This is a genomic window from Bryocella sp. (genome assembly GCF_058498515.1).
On record NZ_JBMHYI010000050.1, the window covers coordinates 18,886 to 37,476 of the forward strand.

17 protein-coding genes are annotated in these 18,591 nt (G+C 64.5%); 10 read left to right on the forward strand and 7 right to left on the reverse strand.

Annotation, left to right across the window (positions count from 1 at the left end; genetic code table 11):
• Positions 1 to 277 precede the first annotated feature (277 nt).
• The 4 genes from AC5E6W_RS16295 (at position 278) to AC5E6W_RS16310 (ending at position 4,472) form a co-directional block, all read left to right on the forward strand.
• Positions 278 to 1,534, forward strand: a complete 1,257-nt coding sequence (locus AC5E6W_RS16295; protein ID WP_491753384.1) for an acyltransferase family protein — start codon at positions 278 to 280, stop codon at positions 1,532 to 1,534.
• Positions 1,535 to 1,655: 121 nt separating this feature from the next.
• The gene (locus tag AC5E6W_RS16300; protein WP_491753385.1) at positions 1,656 to 2,048 is read left to right on the forward strand and encodes a tautomerase family protein; all 393 of its coding nucleotides are present in this window, start codon (positions 1,656 to 1,658) and stop codon (positions 2,046 to 2,048) included.
• Positions 2,049 to 2,146: 98 nt separating this feature from the next.
• Complete coding sequence (gene bla / locus AC5E6W_RS16305) at positions 2,147 to 3,055, forward strand: subclass B3 metallo-beta-lactamase (RefSeq protein ID WP_491753386.1); 909 nt, start codon at positions 2,147 to 2,149, stop codon at positions 3,053 to 3,055.
• Positions 3,056 to 3,263: 208 nt separating this feature from the next.
• Positions 3,264 to 4,472 (forward strand): glycosyltransferase, encoded by a 1,209-nt coding sequence (locus AC5E6W_RS16310; RefSeq protein WP_491753387.1) that lies wholly within the window; start codon positions 3,264 to 3,266, stop codon positions 4,470 to 4,472.
• Here AC5E6W_RS16310 and AC5E6W_RS16315 read toward each other — a convergent pair.
• Positions 4,469 to 4,939 (reverse strand): DinB family protein, encoded by a 471-nt coding sequence (locus AC5E6W_RS16315; protein ID WP_491753388.1) that lies wholly within the window; start codon positions 4,937 to 4,939, stop codon positions 4,469 to 4,471. The genes AC5E6W_RS16310 and AC5E6W_RS16315 overlap by 4 nt on opposite strands.
• Before the next feature lie 70 nt (positions 4,940 to 5,009).
• Positions 5,010 to 5,441, reverse strand: a complete 432-nt coding sequence (locus AC5E6W_RS16320; RefSeq protein ID WP_491753389.1) for a VOC family protein — start codon at positions 5,439 to 5,441, stop codon at positions 5,010 to 5,012.
• 57 nt (positions 5,442 to 5,498) lie between these two features.
• Between AC5E6W_RS16320 and AC5E6W_RS16325 the strand changes: the two genes are divergently transcribed.
• Together AC5E6W_RS16325 and hscA are read left to right on the forward strand one after the other, a co-directional pair.
• The gene (locus AC5E6W_RS16325) at positions 5,499 to 6,461 is read left to right on the forward strand and encodes a quinone oxidoreductase family protein (RefSeq protein ID WP_491753390.1); all 963 of its coding nucleotides are present in this window, start codon (positions 5,499 to 5,501) and stop codon (positions 6,459 to 6,461) included.
• A gap of 79 nt (positions 6,462 to 6,540) precedes the next feature.
• On the forward strand, positions 6,541 to 8,571 hold the full coding sequence (hscA, locus tag AC5E6W_RS16330; protein ID WP_491753391.1) for a Fe-S protein assembly chaperone HscA: 2,031 nt from the start codon (positions 6,541 to 6,543) through the stop codon (positions 8,569 to 8,571).
• A 12-nt stretch (positions 8,572 to 8,583) separates the two neighbouring features.
• Here hscA and AC5E6W_RS16335 read toward each other — a convergent pair whose 3' ends face one another.
• A complete protein-coding gene (locus tag AC5E6W_RS16335; protein ID WP_491753392.1) occupies positions 8,584 to 9,018 on the reverse strand; it encodes a hypothetical protein in 435 nt (144 codons plus the stop codon).
• Entirely contained in the window at positions 9,015 to 9,941 is a 927-nt protein-coding gene (locus AC5E6W_RS16340; protein ID WP_491753393.1) for a heme-binding domain-containing protein, read from the reverse strand. The genes AC5E6W_RS16335 and AC5E6W_RS16340 overlap by 4 nt, the downstream gene beginning before the upstream one ends.
• Before the next feature lie 162 nt (positions 9,942 to 10,103).
• Between AC5E6W_RS16340 and AC5E6W_RS16345 the strand changes: the two genes are divergently transcribed.
• Positions 10,104 to 10,532 carry a 2Fe-2S iron-sulfur cluster-binding protein gene (locus AC5E6W_RS16345; protein WP_491753394.1) on the forward strand — a complete coding sequence of 143 codons (429 nt, stop codon included), beginning with the start codon at positions 10,104 to 10,106 and terminating at the stop codon, positions 10,530 to 10,532.
• A 120-nt stretch (positions 10,533 to 10,652) separates the two neighbouring features.
• Here AC5E6W_RS16345 and AC5E6W_RS16350 read toward each other — a convergent pair whose 3' ends face one another.
• From AC5E6W_RS16350 to AC5E6W_RS16360, 3 genes are all read right to left on the reverse strand, one after another.
• Positions 10,653 to 11,612, reverse strand: a complete 960-nt coding sequence (locus AC5E6W_RS16350) for a PDZ domain-containing protein (protein WP_491753395.1) — start codon at positions 11,610 to 11,612, stop codon at positions 10,653 to 10,655.
• A 4-nt stretch (positions 11,613 to 11,616) separates the two neighbouring features.
• On the reverse strand, positions 11,617 to 12,576 hold the full coding sequence (locus AC5E6W_RS16355; protein WP_491753396.1) for a HEAT repeat domain-containing protein: 960 nt from the start codon (positions 12,574 to 12,576) through the stop codon (positions 11,617 to 11,619).
• 179 nt (positions 12,577 to 12,755) lie between these two features.
• Positions 12,756 to 13,529, reverse strand: coding sequence for an RNA polymerase sigma factor (locus AC5E6W_RS16360; protein ID WP_491753397.1), 774 nt, complete (start codon positions 13,527 to 13,529; stop codon positions 12,756 to 12,758).
• A gap of 266 nt (positions 13,530 to 13,795) precedes the next feature.
• Here AC5E6W_RS16360 and AC5E6W_RS16365 point away from each other — a divergent pair, with 266 nt between their 5' ends.
• From AC5E6W_RS16365 to AC5E6W_RS16375, 3 genes are all read left to right on the forward strand, one after another.
• A complete protein-coding gene (locus tag AC5E6W_RS16365) occupies positions 13,796 to 14,317 on the forward strand; it encodes a gamma carbonic anhydrase family protein (protein ID WP_491753398.1) in 522 nt (173 codons plus the stop codon).
• Between the two features lie 18 nt (positions 14,318 to 14,335).
• On the forward strand, positions 14,336 to 17,626 hold the full coding sequence (locus AC5E6W_RS16370) for a DUF3857 domain-containing protein (protein WP_491753399.1): 3,291 nt from the start codon (positions 14,336 to 14,338) through the stop codon (positions 17,624 to 17,626).
• Between the two features lie 276 nt (positions 17,627 to 17,902).
• Positions 17,903 to 18,370, forward strand: a complete 468-nt coding sequence (locus AC5E6W_RS16375) for a ferritin-like domain-containing protein (RefSeq protein ID WP_491753400.1) — start codon at positions 17,903 to 17,905, stop codon at positions 18,368 to 18,370.
• Positions 18,371 to 18,591 lie beyond the last annotated feature (221 nt).

Below are 18,591 nucleotides of genomic sequence, written 5' to 3' on the forward strand. Positions count from 1 at the left end.
CAGATGCCGGTCGGCCAGATGGCAGAGGTGATTCTGGTGGGACGGAATCCCTGCGAGCCTACCTGTTCGAGACAGGGGCATCCGAATGCTGGCGGATGTAGGATAGTAAAGTCCTATTCTTCGTGCTGTCATGCACTTGCCGGGTGGTTGGAGCGGCGGACAGCGTATGGTGGCCTGTGGGTTCGGCTGCAGCGCGTCGGAAGATAATCCCAGATAATTCCGGGCTGGCGCGACGGCATAGCGAAGGTTCGCGTCTCATCTGGAGTCAGAGGAGTTCATGAGTCCCGCGCTCGCCGCTATCGAAGATCGTCAGGAATACGAAGGCACGCCCCTGGGCACGGCCGAAGAGGCTGTGGGTGACTTGCCGTCGGAGTCGACAGCGCCAGCGGCAGAGACGCGCAGGCCTCCGATGCCCGGGCTTACAGGCATCCGCACGTGTCTCGCGCTGACGATCCTGCTGTTCCACTTCACGCCCAATGGGCTGCGCTGGGAGGCGCATCCGTGGGTATCGCTGTATCCGCTCATCGACATCGGGTATGTCTTCGTCAGCTTCTTCTTCCTGATCTCGGGATTCATCCTCTCGTATAACTACTCGTTCCGCGAGAAGCCGGTGAATGCAGTGGACTTCTGGATGGCGCGGCTGTCGAGGCTCTATCCGATCTACGCGCTGACGATGCTGGTATCGATCCCGTTCCTCATCAACGAGTGGCATGTGCGCTCGCATAAGCAGTTCTGGGAGGGTGTGATTGCGACGCCGCTGCTGATGCAGGGGTGGTTTCCGCGGCTCGCTACGTTCTGGATGACGGTGACGTGGACGCTGAGCTGCGAGGTGATGCTGTACCTCGCGTTCCCCTGGCTGGTGCGGCTGCGGTGGCCGCGGTCGATGGAGAAGCTGCTGGCGATGTTCGCGGGCTTCTGGATCATCGGGCTAATTCCGCACTCGGTGTACATCGTGCGCAATCCGGACCACCTGGCGGCGATGGCGGATCGCTACTCGGACGGCATCTGGATCAACACGCTGAAGTACACACCGTTGCCGTACGTCTGCACGTTCCTGGCGGGGCTGACGCTGGGGCACATCCTGGAGACATGGCGGCCGACTGCCCGGGCTCGCACGATCGCGGGCGTGGTGGGCTTTGGGGCAGCGTATGGCATGGTGTATCACCTGGTGGAACGGACGCCGTACATCCTGATCCACGGCGGGCTGATGACGCCGATCTTCGCGCTGATGATCCTGAGTTTGTCAGGGCCGGGATTTTTTGCGAGGGTGTTCTCGTTTCCCCCGCTGCTGGTGATTGGGACTTCGACCTACGCGCTGTACCTGCTGCACTTCAACGGGATGCTGCTGCTGCAGCAGCACAAGGTGATGGAGCATCTGCATCTGGCGCGCTTCGATCCGTGGATCAGCTATGTGCTGGTGGTGGCGTTGGCTGTCGCGGCGCGCAAGTGGGTGGAACATCCGGCGCAGATTTGGATCAAGGAGTGGTGGAAGACGAAGCGGGCGGCGCAGAAAGAACGGGCGGCTGCGGTGTAGTCTTCGCCGTGCAGAGATTGTGCTGGAGCCTGGGTCGTTCACCGTCATAAGGTGCTCTTCCTGGGGTGGTATGGGGGCCGTTGGCCCTCAAGAGGATGTAACGTAACCGCAGGAGTTTGAAGTGCCACTCGTACGAATCTCAGTTCATCAGCACGTAGATGCCGCCAAGCGCCGCATCCTTGCGGATGCGGCTTATGACGCCATGCGCACGGCGTTTGGAATTCCTGAGGGCGATCGCTTTATTGTCGTGACCGCGCACGGTGAGGGCGAGTTGTTCATCGGCCAGGACTTTATGGGGATGAACCGCACCGAGGGTTACACGCTGGTGCATGTGACGCTGCGCAAGGGGCGGACGCCGGAACTGAAGCAGGCGTTCTACGCGGAGCTGACGAAGCTCTTTGGCGAGCGCGCGGGGATTGCTCCGGACGATGTGATGATCGTGCTGAGCGAGAATGAGTCGGCGGACTGGAGCTTCGGGCGCGGCGAGGCGCAGTTCCTGGCGCCGAAGCCTTAGTCGTTCGGATCCGACGAGGCGCAGTTTTTCGAGCCAGGCCGTAACTCTTGCGGTTCCTCACAAGGCTGCACAGGCGGCGCATGCGGTACCCATCATGTATGCGCCGCCTCCGTGTTCTGCTCTCGTTTGTCCTCGCCAGCCTTTGCGTCCCAGCCGTTCGTGCCGATATCGATCCTGCGTGGACCACGCAGGTTGAGCCGTTTCGCATCGCCGACCATTTGTATTACGTGGGGTCGAGGGACCTGGCGAGTTATCTGGTGACCACGCCTGAAGGCAACATTCTCATCAATGCGAACCTCGAGAGCTCGCCGCCGCAGATTCGCGCGAGCGTGGAGAAGCTGGGCTTCCAGTGGGCGGATACGAAGATCCTGCTCAACGGGCAGGCGCACAGCGATCACATGGGCGGCGCTGCAGTGGTGGTGCTCGAGACGCACGCCAAGAACATGGTGATGGACGGCGATGTCGAGGTTGCGGAGTCGGGCGGCCGCAAGGGGTTTCAAGCCACGTGGACTTCGCTGACGCCGTATCCACCGGTGCATGTGGACCGCGTGCTGCATGACGGCAATAAGGTGACGCTGGGTGGGATTACGCTGGTGGCGCACAAGACGCCTGGGCATACGCGCGGCTGCACGACGTGGACGATGAAGGTTCATCTGCCGGGCGAGCCGGCAGGGCAGTTGCGGGATGTGGTGATCGTGGGCGGGGTGAGCTTCTGGTCTGAGTTTCAGTTCGTCGCGCGCCCCGGCGTGCAGGAGAGCTACAAGGGCATCGCGAAGGACTTCGAGCACACGTTCAAGGTGCTGCACTCGCTGCCGTGCGATGTCTTCCTCGGCGAGCATGGCAAGTACTTCGACCTGCTGGGCAAGCTGCAGCGGTATCCGAAGGAGGGGCCGAAGGTGTTTGTCGATCCTGCGGGCTACCAGGCGTTTGTCTCGAGTGGGGAGCGGACGTTTGAGGAGGCGCTGGACAAGCAGCGGGCTGAGGCGGATGCGGCAAAGAAGCATTGAGCGCCGGCCGTTGAAGAGCCTCTGCCGCCTTCGTTCGATTGACTCACCCGGGGCGGGACTCTAGGTTCAGGGCATGTCTGGAGCATTTTCCCTGTTGATGGGTACCTCGATAAGGGCGTGCGGTGGCGTTTTCATTGGAGAAAACACCCATGATGATCGAGGTGCTGGGCTACACCTACAGGGAAGATGCTCTGGCCGAACGTACCTGATGGTTCTTCCTGTCGAGCACTACCGGCTGGATGCGAACCGCGTGGCGCTGGAGAGCGCCTTTGCCGAGCACCTGCTGCTGCTGCGCGACCGCGCGGCGGCGCTGGGGCTGCGGCTGGTCGTCGCGATGCGGCCGATGACGCGCGCGGCGTATGAGCAGGCGGGAAGCTCGCTGGCGATGCATGATGCGGCGAGGACGGGCATTGAGATTGTGACGCTGGAGGCTGCGGGAGGGTCGTTCGCTCGCACGCTGAAGATGCTGCATGCCGCGACAGCGCAGGCGGCGGTGGTGCATACGGGCTTGTCGTTCGCGATCAAACATCCCACGGAGCTCGCTGCGTGGATGATGGGGTGGGTGCGTGGGCGGGTGACGATCTTTGTCGTCGACATCGATTTCCGCGGCGAAGGCCGCATGGACGGCGGCGCAGCGAAGCCCGGTGTGTTCGGGCGATTCCTGCGGATGCAACTGCGTCTTGCGGTCGCGCTGTGTTCGGTGGTGCTGCTGAAGGGCGAACGCTTTGCCGCGGAGTATGCGAAGGGTCGCCCCAATGTGCATGGCTTCCTCGATGCGGCGCACTCGAGCGAGTACGTGATGCCTGCGGAGGCGTTGGCTGCAAAGCTCTCGCTGTTGGAAGCTCGCACGCGGCCTCTGGAGCTGGTCTACTTTGGGCGGTTCGTGGAGCGTAAGGGCATCACCGAGATGCTGCGCACGCTGGCTGCAGCACGCGCGCAGGGCATCGATGCGCAGCTGCATCTTTATGGCAGCGGACCGCAGCGGGGCGAGCTGTGCGCGCTGGCTGCGGAGCTCAACATTGTGGAGCACGTGCGGTGGCATGAGCCGATAGCGTATGGGCCGGAGCTGTTCGCGGCGGTGGCACAACACGATCTGCTGCTGGGCATGCCGCTGACCCCGGATACGCCACGCAATGCCATCGACGCGATGGCTGTGGGCGTGCCGTTCCTGGCGTTCGATACGGAGTACTATCGCGAGCTGGCTGCGAGTGGTGCGGGGGCGCTGTCGCCGTGGCCGGATGTTGAGAAGGCTGCCGCTGCGCTGGTGGAGCTGGATCGCAACCGTGCGCGACTTGTTACGATGGCGCGCGCAGCGCATGCGTTCGCGAGGGCCAACACGCAGGAGAGCTGGGTCGCGCGGCGCGATGCTTGGACGCGTGAGGCGCTGGAGCGAAGCGGGATGTTGAGAAATCGCTAGAGCGCTTCCAGCGTTTTGAGGTGGTGGAGGTCGTGGCCGGCCATGATCTGCACGAGAGTCCAGAGCGGCTCTTCGCCGCGTTCGGGATGGGTGTAGATCTTGGCCTTGTCGGCGTCGGTCAAGGCGCTTACCAGGGCCACGTTCCAGGCGCGCAGACCGTCGAAGGCGGAGCGAGCGTCGGGCAGAGTGTAGGCGCTGTAGGGCCTGGCCCAGGAGTCCTGATCGAAGGGCTGGAGGACGGGGCTTTCGGCGCCATAGGCGTAGCGGAGGCGCCACGCCCAGGCCACTTCGCAGTCGGCGAGATGCGCCATGACTTCGCGGAGGTTCCATTTGCCGGGCGCGGAGCGGGCTTCAGCCTGCACGGGAGTCAGAGCGTCGTAGACCTTCGCGAGCCGCGCGGGGGTGGAGCGAATCGTTGCGAGCGGGTCTTCACTGCCGAGCACGTCGAGATAGGGAATCTTCGCCATTGGGTCTCCTGGCTTGTTGGGAATCGTTGGGTATGGGTTTGATCTTATCGATGTCCCCCGTGATGCCGGATTATTCCTGCGCAGGTTGCGCCCAGGGGTCGTAGCTGCCGATCCACCAGGTGTGGCCCTCGGGGTCTTCGCAGCCGAAGGAGAGACCGCCGTGCGCGGGCTGGGTGAGCTCCTGCACGATGGGCGCGGCGGCGGCCTTCGCGCGCTCGTACGCGGCGCGGCAGTGGTCATCGGTCATGATGATGCAGAGGTGCGAGGTCTCCCGGCCGCCGGCCTCGGCGGGGCTGACCCAGCGGCCCGCAGAGGCTCCGCCGTTGCTGGCCGAGCCCAGCATGACCATGCCTGCCCCGTAGGTGAGCTGGGCGTGAGCTATCGTGTTTTCGGGTCCGGCGTAGACGGCGTTGCGCGTCATGCCGAGCACCGAGCACAGCCACTCGATGGCGGCGTTGGCGTCGCGATATCGTATGGCAGGGATGATGGTAGATCCGGTCATGCGATCATGATCCGCCGGGAAACCACATCTGCACAACGGGGAGTTACATTAAATTGCATGAACGCCGCCGTCGTTACCAGCTACAGCCAACCGCCGCAGTATGCCACGTTCGATGATCCCGTCGCCGCCGCGGGCGAGCAGCTGGTGCAGATGCGCGCCGCCGGGCTGCATCAGATCGTTCGCGGTATCGCTGCGGGCAAGCATTACCTGAGTACGGGCAAGTTTCCGTTCATCCCCGGAGTGGACGGTGTGGGCATCTTTCCTGATGGCTCGCGGGCGTACTTCGGTGGGGCGCGTTTCCCCTACGGGACGATGTGCGAGACGACGGTGATTGGTGCGGGCGCGATCGTCATTCCGTTGCCTGATGCGATTGAGGATGCAAAGGCTGCGGGGATCGCGAACCCAGCGATGAGTTCGTGGCTGGCGCTGGATCGCGCGGAGTTTGCTGCGGGACAGAATGTGCTGATCCTTGGCGCGACGGGTACGAGTGGACAGCTGGCGGTGCAGATTGCGAAGCATCGCGGCGCGGGTAAGGTCATCGCGACGGGCCGCAACCCGGAGGCGCTGGCGAAGCTGAAGAGCCTCGGTGCCGATGCGGTGGTTTCGCTCGATCAGGACAAGGCTGCGCTGGTGGCCGAGCTGCGGGAGGCGATGCTCGCGAATGGTGTGGATGTGGTGCTCGATTACCTTTGGGGCGCGCCGGCTGAGGCCGCGCTGGATGCCCTGGGCGCGAAGGGAGTAGTGAAGCCTGGCGGCCGGGTGCGGTTTCTGCAGATCGGCAACCTCGCCGGCGAGACGATTGCGCTGCCGGCGCACACGTTGCGCTCGACCAATATTCAGCTGCTGGGCTCTGGCTTCGGCTCGGCGTTGCTGGATGGCATCCGCGAGGCTGTGGGTGCTTTCTTCCAGCTGGCGGCGAAGGAGACGTTCGAGTTCAGCTACAAGGCTGTGCCGCTGGCCGAAGTCACCCAGCGCTGGGGCGAGAAGGACGGCACGGCGCGGCTGGTCTTCACCCCCTAACCTTCCGGTTGAGGGACAATAGGAGTTGGGCCTTTCGCAGCGTGAACGCGCGCGGGTCCGCAATCGAGAGGAAGCAATCTTGGCAGAACTCGTACAGATCTCAGGCCAGTCGGCCGGCCCCGTGGTGGGCATCGACCTTGGCACCACCAACTCGCTCATCGCCTACATGCAGGGCGGTACGCCCACTGTCATTCCGGGTGAGGATGGCTCGCCGATTGTGCCCTCGGTGGTGGCGTTCGACCAGGAGACGCAGGACGGCTTCAGCGTGGGCAATGCGGCGCGCGGTGTGCTGCTGACGAATTCGGCGAACGCGGTCTATTCGGTGAAGCGGCTCATGGGCCGCGACCTCACCGATATTGAATCCGAGCTGAAGCTGTTTCCGTTTCATCTTGCCGAGGGGCTGAAGCCGGGCGAGGTGCTGAAGCTCAACGTTGGCGGGCTGACGCTGACCCCGCCGGAGATCTCGGCCTATGTGCTGCTGCAGCTGAAGCGCAATGCGGAGCGCTTCTTCGGCGCTCCAGTGACGAAGGCTGTGATCACCGTGCCGGCGTACTTCAACGACGCGCAGCGGCAGGCGACGAAGGATGCGGGACGCATTGCGGGGCTGGAGGTGCTGCGGCTGGTCAACGAGCCGACAGCGGCGGCGCTGGCGTATGGCCTCGACCAGAACAAGGATGGCGTGATCGCCGTGTATGACTTTGGCGGCGGCACGTTCGATATCTCGATCCTGAAGCTGCACGAGGGGATCTTTGAGGTGATCGCCACGGGCGGCGATACGCACCTGGGCGGCGATGACATCGACAACCTGTTGCTTGCGGTGGCGATCGATGACATTCGCGGCGACCTGGGCGTGGAAGTGGCGACGCGACCGGAGCTGGTGCAGTCCCTGCGTAAGGCGGTCATCGACGCGAAGATTGCTCTGAGCTCGAACGAGGCTGCGAAGCTGCAGTTGGATCTGGGTGAGGGCAAGCATTACCTGCGCGAGATCAGCCTCGCCCAGTTTGAGCAGTTGGTGGCTCCGATCCTGGAGCGCACGGCGGGGCCGGTGCGGCAGGCGCTTCGCGATGCAGGGCTGAAGCCGGAGCAGATTGACGAAGTGGTGATGGTGGGCGGGTCGACTCGCATCCCTGCGGTGCGCACGCTGGTCGCGAAGATCTTCGATCTCGAAGCGCGTGGCCGCAAGCTGCACACCGAGCTCAATCCTGACGAGGTGATCGCGCTGGGTGCCGCAGTGCAGGCGCAGATCCTCTCCGGCGAAGAGAACGCGGCAACGAACGATCTGCTGCTGCTGGATGTGACGCCATTGTCGCTGGGCATCGAGGCGTTGGGCGGCGTAATGAGCCGCATCATCCAACGCAACTCGACGATTCCTGCGAGCGCGACGGAGCACTTCACTACCGGCGTGGATGGGCAGACCAACGTCGCGATCCACGTGCTGCAGGGCGAGCGTGAGCTGGCGAAGGATTGCCGGTCTCTGGCGCGGTTTGATCTCAAAGGTATCCCTCCGATGATGGCGGGATTGCCGCGCATCGAGGTGAAGTTCCTCATCGATGCGAACGGCATTCTGCATGTGAGCGCGCGTGAGCAGCGCAGCGGGATGGAGTCTCAGGTCGAGGTGAAGCCGACGTATGGGCTCACCGATGAGCAGGTCGAGACGATGATCCTGGAGAGCTTCGACTACGCCGAGGAAGACCTGACGGCGCGGCAGGTGATCGAGGCGAAGAACGAGGGCAACACGATCCTCGAAGCCGTGGAGAAGGGCGAGAAGTCGCCTGCGTGGCAGCAGCTGACCAGTGTGGAGCACGAGGACATCAAGGCGGCTGTGACGGAGCTGAAGGCATCGCTGACCGGCGGCGACTATCGCGTGATTCGCAATGCGATCGAGCGGCTGGACAAGAAGACGCGGCGCTTTGCGGAGATCATGATGGACACCGCGGTGAGCGGAGCGCTGAGCGGCAAGACGATGGCGGCGGCGAGCGACTCGATGGGCGCAGGCGTCAACGCGCCGCATCCGTTCGCTGCGGCGGAGTTCGACGAGTCGAAGAGCCCTGATGTGATCGAGAAGGCCGAGGCCGACCCCGAGACGCCGGGCGAATCGACCGAAGACTAGGGCCACACAAAGCTAAGGCAGGGCTATGGGCCGCATCGCAGCAATCTCCGCGATGCGGTCTTTTCCGTCTCCGGCGCTGGCTTGCTCTGCGAGCGGCGAGCCGGAGAAGAGGCGGTACCGCTGGGTACCATTCGTCGACTCCACGATCTCCACGCGCTGCGGAGCGCCGGCGATGTGGGCGCCGAACCAGTGCGGGTCGTCGCGTGCCGCCCATGTGACCCGCGCCATCGTGGAGCCGTTCGAGAACAGCGTTGAGGTGGTGCCCTGGGTGCGGTCGACGGCGACGGTCAGCGGTTTCCAGGAGAGCACGGGGTAGGGCAGCTCGCCGTGCAGACCGGCGTCGGTGTTGATCAGGTCGCTCTTGGCTGGGGATGGGTGCGGCTCGCAGCCGCAGAGCAGGCACAGCGCGAGTATTGTCGCGAGGGTAGCAACAGAGACGAGCTTCACTGGGCACCTCCTGCGCGGGGCAGCGGCAGGGTGTAGACGTAGTCGTGATCGTGCATGGGGGCGTGGCAACCGGTGCACTCGGCGTCGAAGTGCGGGCCTGCGCCGTAGGGCTTCAGGTCGTTGCCGCGGAAGCGGGCGTAGCCCCAGCCCTGCGTGGATTTGTACTTCACGGCGTCCTTCTCCATAAACTCCACCTGGATGAAATTGCCGGAGGTGATGTGGCCGTGGCCATCGTCGACGGACTGCACTGTGTTCTTCGCGAAGGCTGCGCCGTCGGGCCAGGGGTTGATGTTGCCGGACTCGATCGCGCGCACCGCGATGGGGTTGCCGGTGATCATGCGGAGCGTGTGGTTGTCGCCGCGGTCGGTGGTGCTGACGATCTGCCAGGTCTTGTAGTCGGCGGGGAAGGGCACACCGTTGAGCGAAGGTCCGGAGGGCGAGCCGGTGGCCTGCGCGGGGCTTGTGGACGCGACGGGCGTGGGCGCGGTTGCGGGAGCGAAGGGCGCGAGGTAGGCCTTCAGCGTGGCGAGCTCTTCGGGAGTGACGCCGGCGTCGCGATGGACGGCGAGGTAGCTGGGCAGCGGCATGGCGCCGAGCTGGATCATGTTGACGGCTTCGAAGAGCGTGGCGCGCTGCGCGGCGGTGGGTTTTGCGCCGATCTCGGAGAAGTTCAGGTGCGCGCGGGCCTGGCGTACATCCTTGGCGACGATCCAGTAGGGCGGGGCGATCTGGTCGAACCATGCGAGCTTTGGCGAGTCGGAGTGGCAGGCGTAGCAGCGGCGCTCGAGGATAGCGCGCACCTCGGGGGGCGCGGCAATCTCCGCCGCAGGGCTGGCCGGGGCGCCCAGCGAGGGGCGGATGGCCTGCGCGAGGAGCGCCGCAGCCGCGATGGAGAGGACGAGGATCAACAGATTTCGTTTCATGGAGCGTTCCCTTTGGGGAGCTTACTCCCCACTCCTCCCATGAGAGCAGAACCCATTGAGCGGTGTGGTGATGGCTCATAAGAAGGGCTTATTCGGTGCGCGCGCATCGCCAGGGCGCATTTACAGCGCGAAGACGCGGCCCGCAGTAAGATAGACGAGCGTATGTCCGATCACGAAAAAGAGCTTCCCGTTGTCGATCTCTCCCAGCCACCTGCGGAGAATATGGTCCGTGTGACCTTTGAGCCTGAGGGCAAGACCGTCGAGTTTCCGTTTGGCTCGCTGCCGTACGAAGGCCATGGCGAACCGATGAGCCTGCTGGATGTGGCTGAAAATTACCACATCTTCCTCGACCATGCGTGCGGCGGCGTGTGCGCCTGCACGACGTGCCACCTGTTCGTAAAGGAAGGCGGCAAGAGCCTTTCGGAGCCGGAGGAGAAGGAACTCGACCGGCTGGATCTTGCGCCGGGGCTGCAGCTGAACTCGCGGCTGGGCTGCCAGGCGGTGATTGAGAAGCCGGGGACGTATCTGGTCGAGATTCCTTCGTGGAACAAGAACTATGTGCAGGAAGGCAAGCCGGTCGGCACGAAGTAGATCCTGACGGCTCGCGGAAGATCGAAAGACCGCAATGCAGAGGACCTCGTTCCGAAACAGCGATAGCTGTCGAGGGGCGAGGTCCTCAGGTTTGCAGGAGCGAGTATTTGCTTGAGTGGCTTACTCGCCTCCCTTGAAGCCGTGCGGCCACTCGAGCAGAGAATGCTTTTTCGCGTCCAGGGTCAGGGTGATCTGCTGCTCGTGCTTTTCGCGCAGGATGGTGACCGCCACGGGGCGGCCCTTGGCCGTGCGCAGGTGCTTGTTCCAGATATTGGTCGTGTGCAGAGGGACACCGTCGGCCTTGGTCAGGACGTCGCCGGCGTGGAGACCGGCTTCGGCCGCCGGGCTGTTGGGCGCGACGCTCTGGATGAGCAGGCCGTTGCCGTCCGGCACGCCGAAGAAGCCGGCGAGCTGCGGGGTCATCACTTCGAGCTCGAGGCCGGTGAAGGGCCCGGTATGCAGCACGGCGCCGATGAAGGTCTGCCCGCGCATGGCCTTGGTGGGTGGCGGAGGAGCAGGGTTGGCGAAGTCCGGGCGACCTTCCTCGGCGTCCACCGGATCGGCTGTCGAGGAGACGCCCACGGGCGTGGCGCTCATCTTGGCGATGGCGGCGCGCTCGATCTGGCTGTGGTCGGCGAGCACGGCGTTGATGTGCAGATCCTTTCCTTGACGGATGAGGGAAAGCGCCATGTTGAAGCCCGCGCCGGCGTCGTGGATCATGCGGCGCAGCATGTCGGCGTTGGCCGAGTTCTGGCCGTTGACAGAGACGATGACGTCCTGCGGCCGGAGCCCGGCTTTGCCGGCGGGGCCGTCGTGGTCGACGGCGAGGATGAGGATGCCGCGGGTGCCCTTCTCGTGCAGGGCGGTGGCTTCAGCGTCGGAGAGATCGTGGAACTCGATGCCGAGGTAGCCGGCGGTGTGCTGCGGCTGGGTATGGCCGGCGTGGGCGGAGAGGCTGGAGGCAGAGGCTCCCACGCCGAGGAGGCAGCCTGCGGCGAGCCCCGCAGCGAGGAGCCGGCGGCGCGGGAAGGCACGGCGGGAGGTCGCCGCGCAGAGGTCGCGATGAGCGAGGACGGTCACGAGGCTACTGAATATCTGACGCCCCCTGCAGCACCTGGAAGCTGGCGTTGCGAACGGCGGGATTTACGTCCTGGGTGGAGACAGTGCGGAGCACCTCGCGCACGCTGGTGTCGGCGTGGACCGGGGTGAGCATGCTGATGGCCTGGGCGCGGACGTCGGAGTTGCGGTCGCGCAGGACGGCATCGAGCACGGCATCGCGGACGTTCTCGTCATCGGCGACATAGGGTTGCAGGCCGGTGAGGGCCTTGAGGCGGACGGCCGAGCTCTTGTCGCTGCGCAGGGAGGTCATGAGGGCGCTGCGGATGCCATCCTGCTGGCTGCTGTCCTGGCAGTCGTGGCCTGCGATGCACTCCTGTGCGAGCAGCGCGACGGAGTTTGCGTGGACCTCGCCGGAGCTCGCGAGCTTGGTGCCGAGCATGAGCAGCTGGCGGATCTGCGGGTCATCCAGCGACCCCTGCACGGTCTCTGGAACGAGGCGGTTGTAGTTCACCTGGACCACTTCGGAGTTGGGGGTCTGGACGATGCCGGAGACGCTGGCGATGGGGCCGGGAGCGCCGTTGAGCAGCACCGCAGTCGGCAGCCTGGGGCTGTGGGCCACCTGGTAGCGGTTGAGGATGTTGCCGCCGAGGAAGCCGACGCCGACGAGTAGTGTCGCCAGGGCGGGCGCGCTCTGTAGAAAGCCGAGCCAGCGAAAGGCGTTGCCCAGGAGACGTTGTCCGGCGGAGCGCGGCGGGATGGCGTCCAGCGCCTCATCCAGCCGCATGCGCGAGGCTGCCAGCAGGTTCGGTGAGGGTTCGACGACAGGCAGCGTGGCCAGGTCTTCGTTCAGGGCGATCAGCGCGTTCCATTCGCGCCGGCACTCCTCGCATCCTGTCAGGTGCTGCTCCAACGGGTGCTGCGTCTCGTCCGGCAGCTCTCCGTAGTGCGCGAGGATCATATGTTGTTGCGCAAGCTCACAGTTCATGATGCGTATACCTCAGTGACCTCTCCAAAGCGGTGGTGCGTTTGATGCTGCCGGTCCCGATCGTTTGTCGTCGGAACTCTGGCGAAGAACAGTTGCTGGTTGTGAGTTCTCAGTTGTTAGGGAGGCGGTTGGTATTCCAACTCGCAACTCGGAACTGAGAACTCGCAACTTCGATCTCTCTACCTCACCTCCGCGAGCTTGGCGCGCAGCTTTCGGGTCGCGCGGAAGAGGGTGTTTTTCGCCGTCTCCTCGGTCGTCGAGAGCATCTCGCCGATGGTGCGGAGCTTGAGGCCCTGGTAGTGCTTCAGCTCGAAGACGGTGCGCTCGCGCGGCGTGAGTTCGTCCAGCGCCTGCTGGATGGCCGTGTTCATGGTCTTGCGCTCGAGCTCGCGGGCGGGGTTGGCGCCGGCGCGTCCGTCGGTAATGTTGGCCAGCAGGTCCATCTCTTCGCCTGCGGCGTCGGTCGCGGTGCTGGGGTCCTCGCGACGGCTCTTGCGGCGTCGCAGCTGGTCCAGGCAGAGGTTGGTGACGATCCGGTAGAGCCAGGTGTAGAACGAGCACTCGAACCGGAAGTTCGAAAGATGCCGGTACGCCTTGATGAACGCGTCCTGGTGCACATCCTGGGCGTCCTGCTCGTTGCCGAGCATGTGCAGCGCGAGGCGGAGTACGCTGCGGTCGTAGCGGCGGACGAGCGTGTCAAAGGCGGCGCGGTCGCCCTTCTGGGCCTGGCGGATGAGCTCGTCATCCTCCGCCCGCTGCTGCTGGCGCACTTCCATCTGCTCGGCGGAAAGCCGGGTGCGGGCGCCGGGTTGGGCTACGGCTCTGGGCACTGATGGCGATTCTACCGCCACCAGGGCAGACGATTGCGTCAACGTCTCCTCCAAGCCAAGGGCAAAGGGACTGCGGCGCCGGGCTACGTCGCCGGGGAGGACGATCGCATCGGTTGCGTTCATGTTGTTTCTGACTCCGGAGGTCAGGGTACGTACCTGTCTGGTAGACGAAGCGGCGGTGGAAAACGGTAGCAGGGGGGAAGTAGGGATTAGGGTCAAGGGCCAAGGGCCAAGGGTCAAGGGTTCAGGGATTAGGGCCAAGGGCTCAGGGTTTAGGGCTCAGACAGCGGAGGGGTGCAGACGGGGGACGGCAGGGCGTCCCTGGGCCCCAGACCCTTGGCCCTTGGCCCTAATCCCTCGGCCCTCTCCGACGCTGTACCCTGTTTGTCATGATTCGTCCGTTCAACAACATCCAGCCGGTCGTTCCGGCGTCTGCCTATGTCGATCCCAGCGCGCAGGTGATTGGCGACGTCGTGCTGGGCGAGCATGCCAGCGTGTGGATGAACGCTGTCATCCGGGGCGATGTGAACTCGATTCGCGTCGGCGCGCGCAGCAATGTTCAGGACTGCGCTGTGCTCCACGGGCAGCGGTACCTCTACTCGGTCACTGTCGGAGAGATGTGCACCATCGGCCACAATGCCACCGTGCACGGCTGCGTGCTGGAGGATGAGGTGCTGATTGGCATCAACTCCGTGGTGCTGAACGGCGCGCATATCGGGACGCAGTCGATTATCGCGGCAGGTGCGGTGATCCCGGAGCGGACGGTGATTCCGCCGCGGTCGCTGGTGGCGGGCGTGCCCGGCAAGGTGCGGCGAGCGATCACGGACGAGGACATTGCGCTGATCCGCACCTACGGGAATAACTACCTTGACTACCTGAAGGTGTATCTTTCCTCCAACAGCACCCCATAAGTCAGGCCTAGAAATTTCATGCACAGTCCGTCCGTCGTACGCCCGTCCCTCCTCCTGTCCCTTTTGCTTGCGGCGCTTACCGGCAGCGTGGGGAGGATGCATGGGCAGGCCGCTGCCGCGCCAGTCACTCCTGCAGCGGGCTCGAGCGCGGACTACAGCAACGAGCCGACCTACTTCGAGCGCACGGAGCGCACCTATACCTACAACGACGACGGCACGGGATCGCGCGAGCTGCTGGGTGTGGTGCATGTGCAGTCGCAATCCGGCGTGAAGGACCTGAGCGTGCTCAGCTTCCCGTTCGCGTCCGGCTCCGAGCACGTCGAGATCGACTATGTGCGGGTGCGGCGGCCGGATGGCACGGTAATCCCAACCCCGGCGACCGATGTGCAGGAGCAGCCTGCGCCGGTGACGCGCGAGGCGCCGTTCTACTCCGATCTGAAGTCCGAGCAGATTCCGGTGCGCAGCATTCGGCCCGGCGACACGCTGGAGTACCACGTGCGCTTCATCCGCACACGCGCGGAGGCGCCGGGGCAGTTCTGGGAGACGGAGAACTTCATGCTTCCGTCGAACGGCGTTGTGGCGCTGTCGGAGACGGTGACCCTGCACGCTCCCGAAGGGAAGTACGTGCAGGTCTGGAGCCCGGACCACAAGCCCGAGATCACCACCGCGAACGGGCAGAAGACCTGGGTGTGGCATAGCTCGCAGCTGGTGCCGGTCGTGGGCAAGGACAAGGGCACGCTGCTGCAGCTGGATCACCTGCCTGACCTGGCGACTAACGACCAACCGCGGCTGCCGCCCATTGCGTGGACCACGTTCCACTCCTGGGCGGAGGTGGGCGCGTGGTATCGCAAGCTGGAGTCTGCGCGCGTGGAGCCGGACGACGAGGTGACGGCACGGACGAATCAACTGATCGCGGGCAAGACAACGCCGGAGGAGAAGGCTCGGGCGGTGTATGGATTCGTAGGGCCGCAGGTGCGGTACATCGGCGTGGCGTTTGGCATCGGCCGCTACCAGCCGCATGAGTCGGGCGACGTGCTGCGCAACCAGTATGGCGATTGCAAGGACAAGCACACGCTGCTGGCGGCGATGCTGTCGGTCGCGGGCATCCAGGCCGACGCCGCGCTGATCGGCGCGGGCACGGCGATCAATCCCGACGTACCCTCGCCGGGCTGGTTCAACCACGTCATCACGGTGGCGCACATCGATGGCAAGGAGAACTGGCTGGACGCTACGGCGGAGGTTGCATCGTTCCGGCTGCTGATGCCGCAGATCCGCGGCAAGCAGGCGCTGGTGATCCCGGCGACGGGCGATGCGCGGCTGGAGACCACGCCGGCGAAGCCACCCTATCCGCTGGAAGACCACTTCGCTTCGGAGGGAACGCTCGACGAGAAGGGCACTATGCGGTCGACGATCACTATCGATCTGCATAGCGATACGGAGATTATTTTCCGGCAGGCCGCGCGTTCGGTGACGCCGGCGCAGTGGGACGACCTGATGCAGAAGATCAGCGAGTCGCTGGGCTTCCCCGGCAAGGTCTCGGATGCGGAGTTCAGCAAGCCCGACGATTTGGGCACGCCGCTGCACGTGAGCTACAGCTACATGCGCGAGAAGAGCGGCGACTGGGAGAACTTGCGCATCGTGCCGCAGCTTCCGCCCATCGGCCTGGGCGATGCCGATGAGAAGAATCCGCCGATCACGCCGATCGGGCTGGGTGAGGCGCATCTGGAGATGGCGCACACCGAGCTGAAGCTGCCGCAGGGCTGGAGCGCGGAGCTTCCGCTGCCCATCCACGCGCACGCTGCGTTCGCGACGATGGACAAGACGTACAAGCTGGATCACGGCACGCTGATCGTCGACCGCCGCTTCGAGGTGCTCATCGACCACCTGCCGGCGACCGACTGGAAGACCTATCACCAGTGGTACAAGGATGCGAGCCTCGATGGCGAGCTCTATGTGCAGCTGGATCGCGCCTCCGGCCACAGCACGGTGAACAACGAGAACGCCGGCCAGATCATCATGGAGGCGGACCAGCTCATCGGCCAGAAGGACCTGGAGGCCGCGCGCAAGAAGCTGGATTCCGCGAAGTCGCTGAACGAGCACCAGGCGCGGCTGTGGAGCAGCTATGCGGCCATCGAGATGGCCAACAATGCTCCGGCCAAGGCCATCGACGACCTGCGTAAAGAGGTTGAGTACCACCCCGACGAAGGGCTGGCCTATCGCATGCTCGCGACGGCGCAGTTCCAGCGCAAGGACAATGATGGCGCCATCGACACGATGCGCAAGTTCCTCGATCGCAACCCCGGCGATGAGAGCGCGGCGCTGTTCTTGGCCTCGATGCTGAAGACCAAGGACAAGCTGAAGGATGCCGAGGACGTGCTGCGGGTTTCGCTGGAGAAGAACCCCAACAGCGTTCCCGTGAAGCTCGAGCTGGGCTCCGACCTAATGCGCGATGGCGGCCAGGCCGAGGCGCGACCGATGCTGGAGTCGATCATCACGGACGCGCGCGATCCGATCCAGCTCAACAACGCGGCGTATGAGCTGGCGAACAACTCGCTCGACGTTCCGCTGGCAGAGAAAGCGGCGCTGAAGGCGCTGGACCTGCTCGATGAAGCCAGCTCTACCGGCGAGACGGGGCGCGCGATGCTGTTCCGGTCGGAGCTGATGATCAACACCTGGGACACCTACGGCTGGATCCTCTATCAGGACGGCAAGTATGAGGAGGCGCTGCCGTGGATTCGCGCGGCGTGGCGCAACGGCCTGGCGCAGGAGCCGGGAATGCACCTGGGGCAGGTGCTGGAGAAGGCGAAGCAAGGGCCGGATGCGCTGGCGGTGTACCAGCTGGCGGCGACGGCGAAGTCGGATGGTGGAGAGAAGCTCGGGGACACGATCAAGGCGCGCATCGCGGCGCTGAAGGCTGCAGGCGTGCATCCGGTGGCCAGCAACGATGCGCGCGGGATGACGACCTCGTTGCAGCAGCAGCGGACCTACAAGGTGCCGCGGGCCAAGGCGTCGGGGACCAAGCCGGGCGCGGCCTTCTGGGGTGAGGTCGAGCTGGACGTCACGGCGCAGGGCATCAACTCCGTGCGTTTCGTCGAGGACGCGGCGAAAGGCGCAAACAGCACCGGCGGGTCGTCCTCGGACCGCGATGCCGAGCTGGAGGCGGTGAAGGCTTACGATTTTGGGCTGGGTGTTCCGTCGGCGAGCAAGGGACACCTGATCCGGCGCGGCGTGCTGAGTTGCCATGGCGAGACCGAGTGCGACCTGGTGCTGGAGTCTCCGAGCGATCTCGCGAACCAGGCGCAGCAGTAGGTTCGCCCACGCGGGCAGCGAAGAGTGATCCTCAGCCGATCGACAGGCGATTCAGAGGGGATCCAGAGGACATCCACAAGATATCCGGAAGATATCCGCCGCTTTGGCCTGCCCGAAGAGCTGAGAATCCTGCGCGATTTCGAGTGACGTTGGTCTCGATCGCTGCATCCTACCGCTATGTAGGCCAGGTTTGCGCCCCGGCCGCAGTGTGTTCGCCCCGGCCGCAGTGTGTTCGCCCCGGCCATCGGCCCGGGCAGAAGAAAGAGGATTGTCTTCATGTCGACCCAGAAGAGCACCACCATTACCAAGGAAGCGTTCATTGACCTGCTCAACGAGGACCTGGCGCGCGAGTTCCAGGCTGTCATCGCGTACGTGAACTACTCGCAGGTGCTCAAGGGAGCGCAGTACATGAACATCGCGGCCGAGCTCGCGAAGCATGCAGAGGAAGAGCTCTCGCACGCGCTCAAGCTGAGCTTCTGGATCGACTACCTGGGCGGCATGCCGGCCGTGAAGCCCAAGGAAGTAAAGACCAGCGAAAAGGCCGAAGACATGCTGCGCTTCGACCTGGAGAATGAGAAGGAGACGATCCGCCACTATCGCCGCCGCGTGAAGCAGGCGGAAGAGCTCTCGCACTACGCTCTCGGCGAGGACCTGCGCGAGATCCTGCGCGACGAGGCCGACCATTTGAATTCGTTGGCTACGGCATTGGGTGAGGACACGCCGGACCCGGGCGTGGCGGATTAATTCGTCAGGGCAATTCGTGGCATCGTCACGATCAAAAGCGAGAAGGGGCTTGCCAACGCGGCGAGCCCCTTCATCGTGTGTAGGCGAGAGAGCTTTCGCCTCAGGGGCTAAAGCCCTTTTCGGTAGCTTGATAGATGGCTGGGCTGAAGCCCAGCCCTGACAAAGCGTGGTGGCCGTCCGATAGGACCGTAACGCGAAACCCGGGTCCGAAAGTCCGGACC

Excerpts from the sequence above, each read along its gene's own strand:
- AC5E6W_RS16340 (WP_491753393.1), bottom strand. The coding sequence starts at position 9,941 with ATGAAACGAAATCTGTTGATCCTCGTCCTCTCCATCGCGGCTGCGGCG.
- AC5E6W_RS16315 (WP_491753388.1), bottom strand. The coding sequence starts at position 4,939 with ATGGCGAAGATTCCCTATCTCGACGTGCTCGGCAGTGAAGACCCGCTC.
- AC5E6W_RS16355 (WP_491753396.1), bottom strand. The coding sequence starts at position 12,576 with ATGAACTGTGAGCTTGCGCAACAACATATGATCCTCGCGCACTACGGA.
- AC5E6W_RS16370 (WP_491753399.1), top strand. The coding sequence starts at position 14,336 with ATGCACAGTCCGTCCGTCGTACGCCCGTCCCTCCTCCTGTCCCTTTTG.
- AC5E6W_RS16375 (WP_491753400.1), top strand. The coding sequence starts at position 17,903 with ATGTCGACCCAGAAGAGCACCACCATTACCAAGGAAGCGTTCATTGAC.
- bla (WP_491753386.1), top strand. The coding sequence starts at position 2,147 with ATGCGCCGCCTCCGTGTTCTGCTCTCGTTTGTCCTCGCCAGCCTTTGC.
- AC5E6W_RS16360 (WP_491753397.1), bottom strand. The coding sequence starts at position 13,529 with ATGAACGCAACCGATGCGATCGTCCTCCCCGGCGACGTAGCCCGGCGC.
- AC5E6W_RS16345 (WP_491753394.1), top strand. The coding sequence starts at position 10,104 with ATGTCCGATCACGAAAAAGAGCTTCCCGTTGTCGATCTCTCCCAGCCA.
- AC5E6W_RS16365 (WP_491753398.1), top strand. The coding sequence starts at position 13,796 with ATGATTCGTCCGTTCAACAACATCCAGCCGGTCGTTCCGGCGTCTGCC.
- AC5E6W_RS16295 (WP_491753384.1), top strand. The coding sequence starts at position 278 with ATGAGTCCCGCGCTCGCCGCTATCGAAGATCGTCAGGAATACGAAGGC.
- AC5E6W_RS16325 (WP_491753390.1), top strand. The coding sequence starts at position 5,499 with ATGAACGCCGCCGTCGTTACCAGCTACAGCCAACCGCCGCAGTATGCC.
- AC5E6W_RS16320 (WP_491753389.1), bottom strand. The coding sequence starts at position 5,441 with ATGACCGGATCTACCATCATCCCTGCCATACGATATCGCGACGCCAAC.
- AC5E6W_RS16310 (WP_491753387.1), top strand. The coding sequence starts at position 3,264 with ATGGTTCTTCCTGTCGAGCACTACCGGCTGGATGCGAACCGCGTGGCG.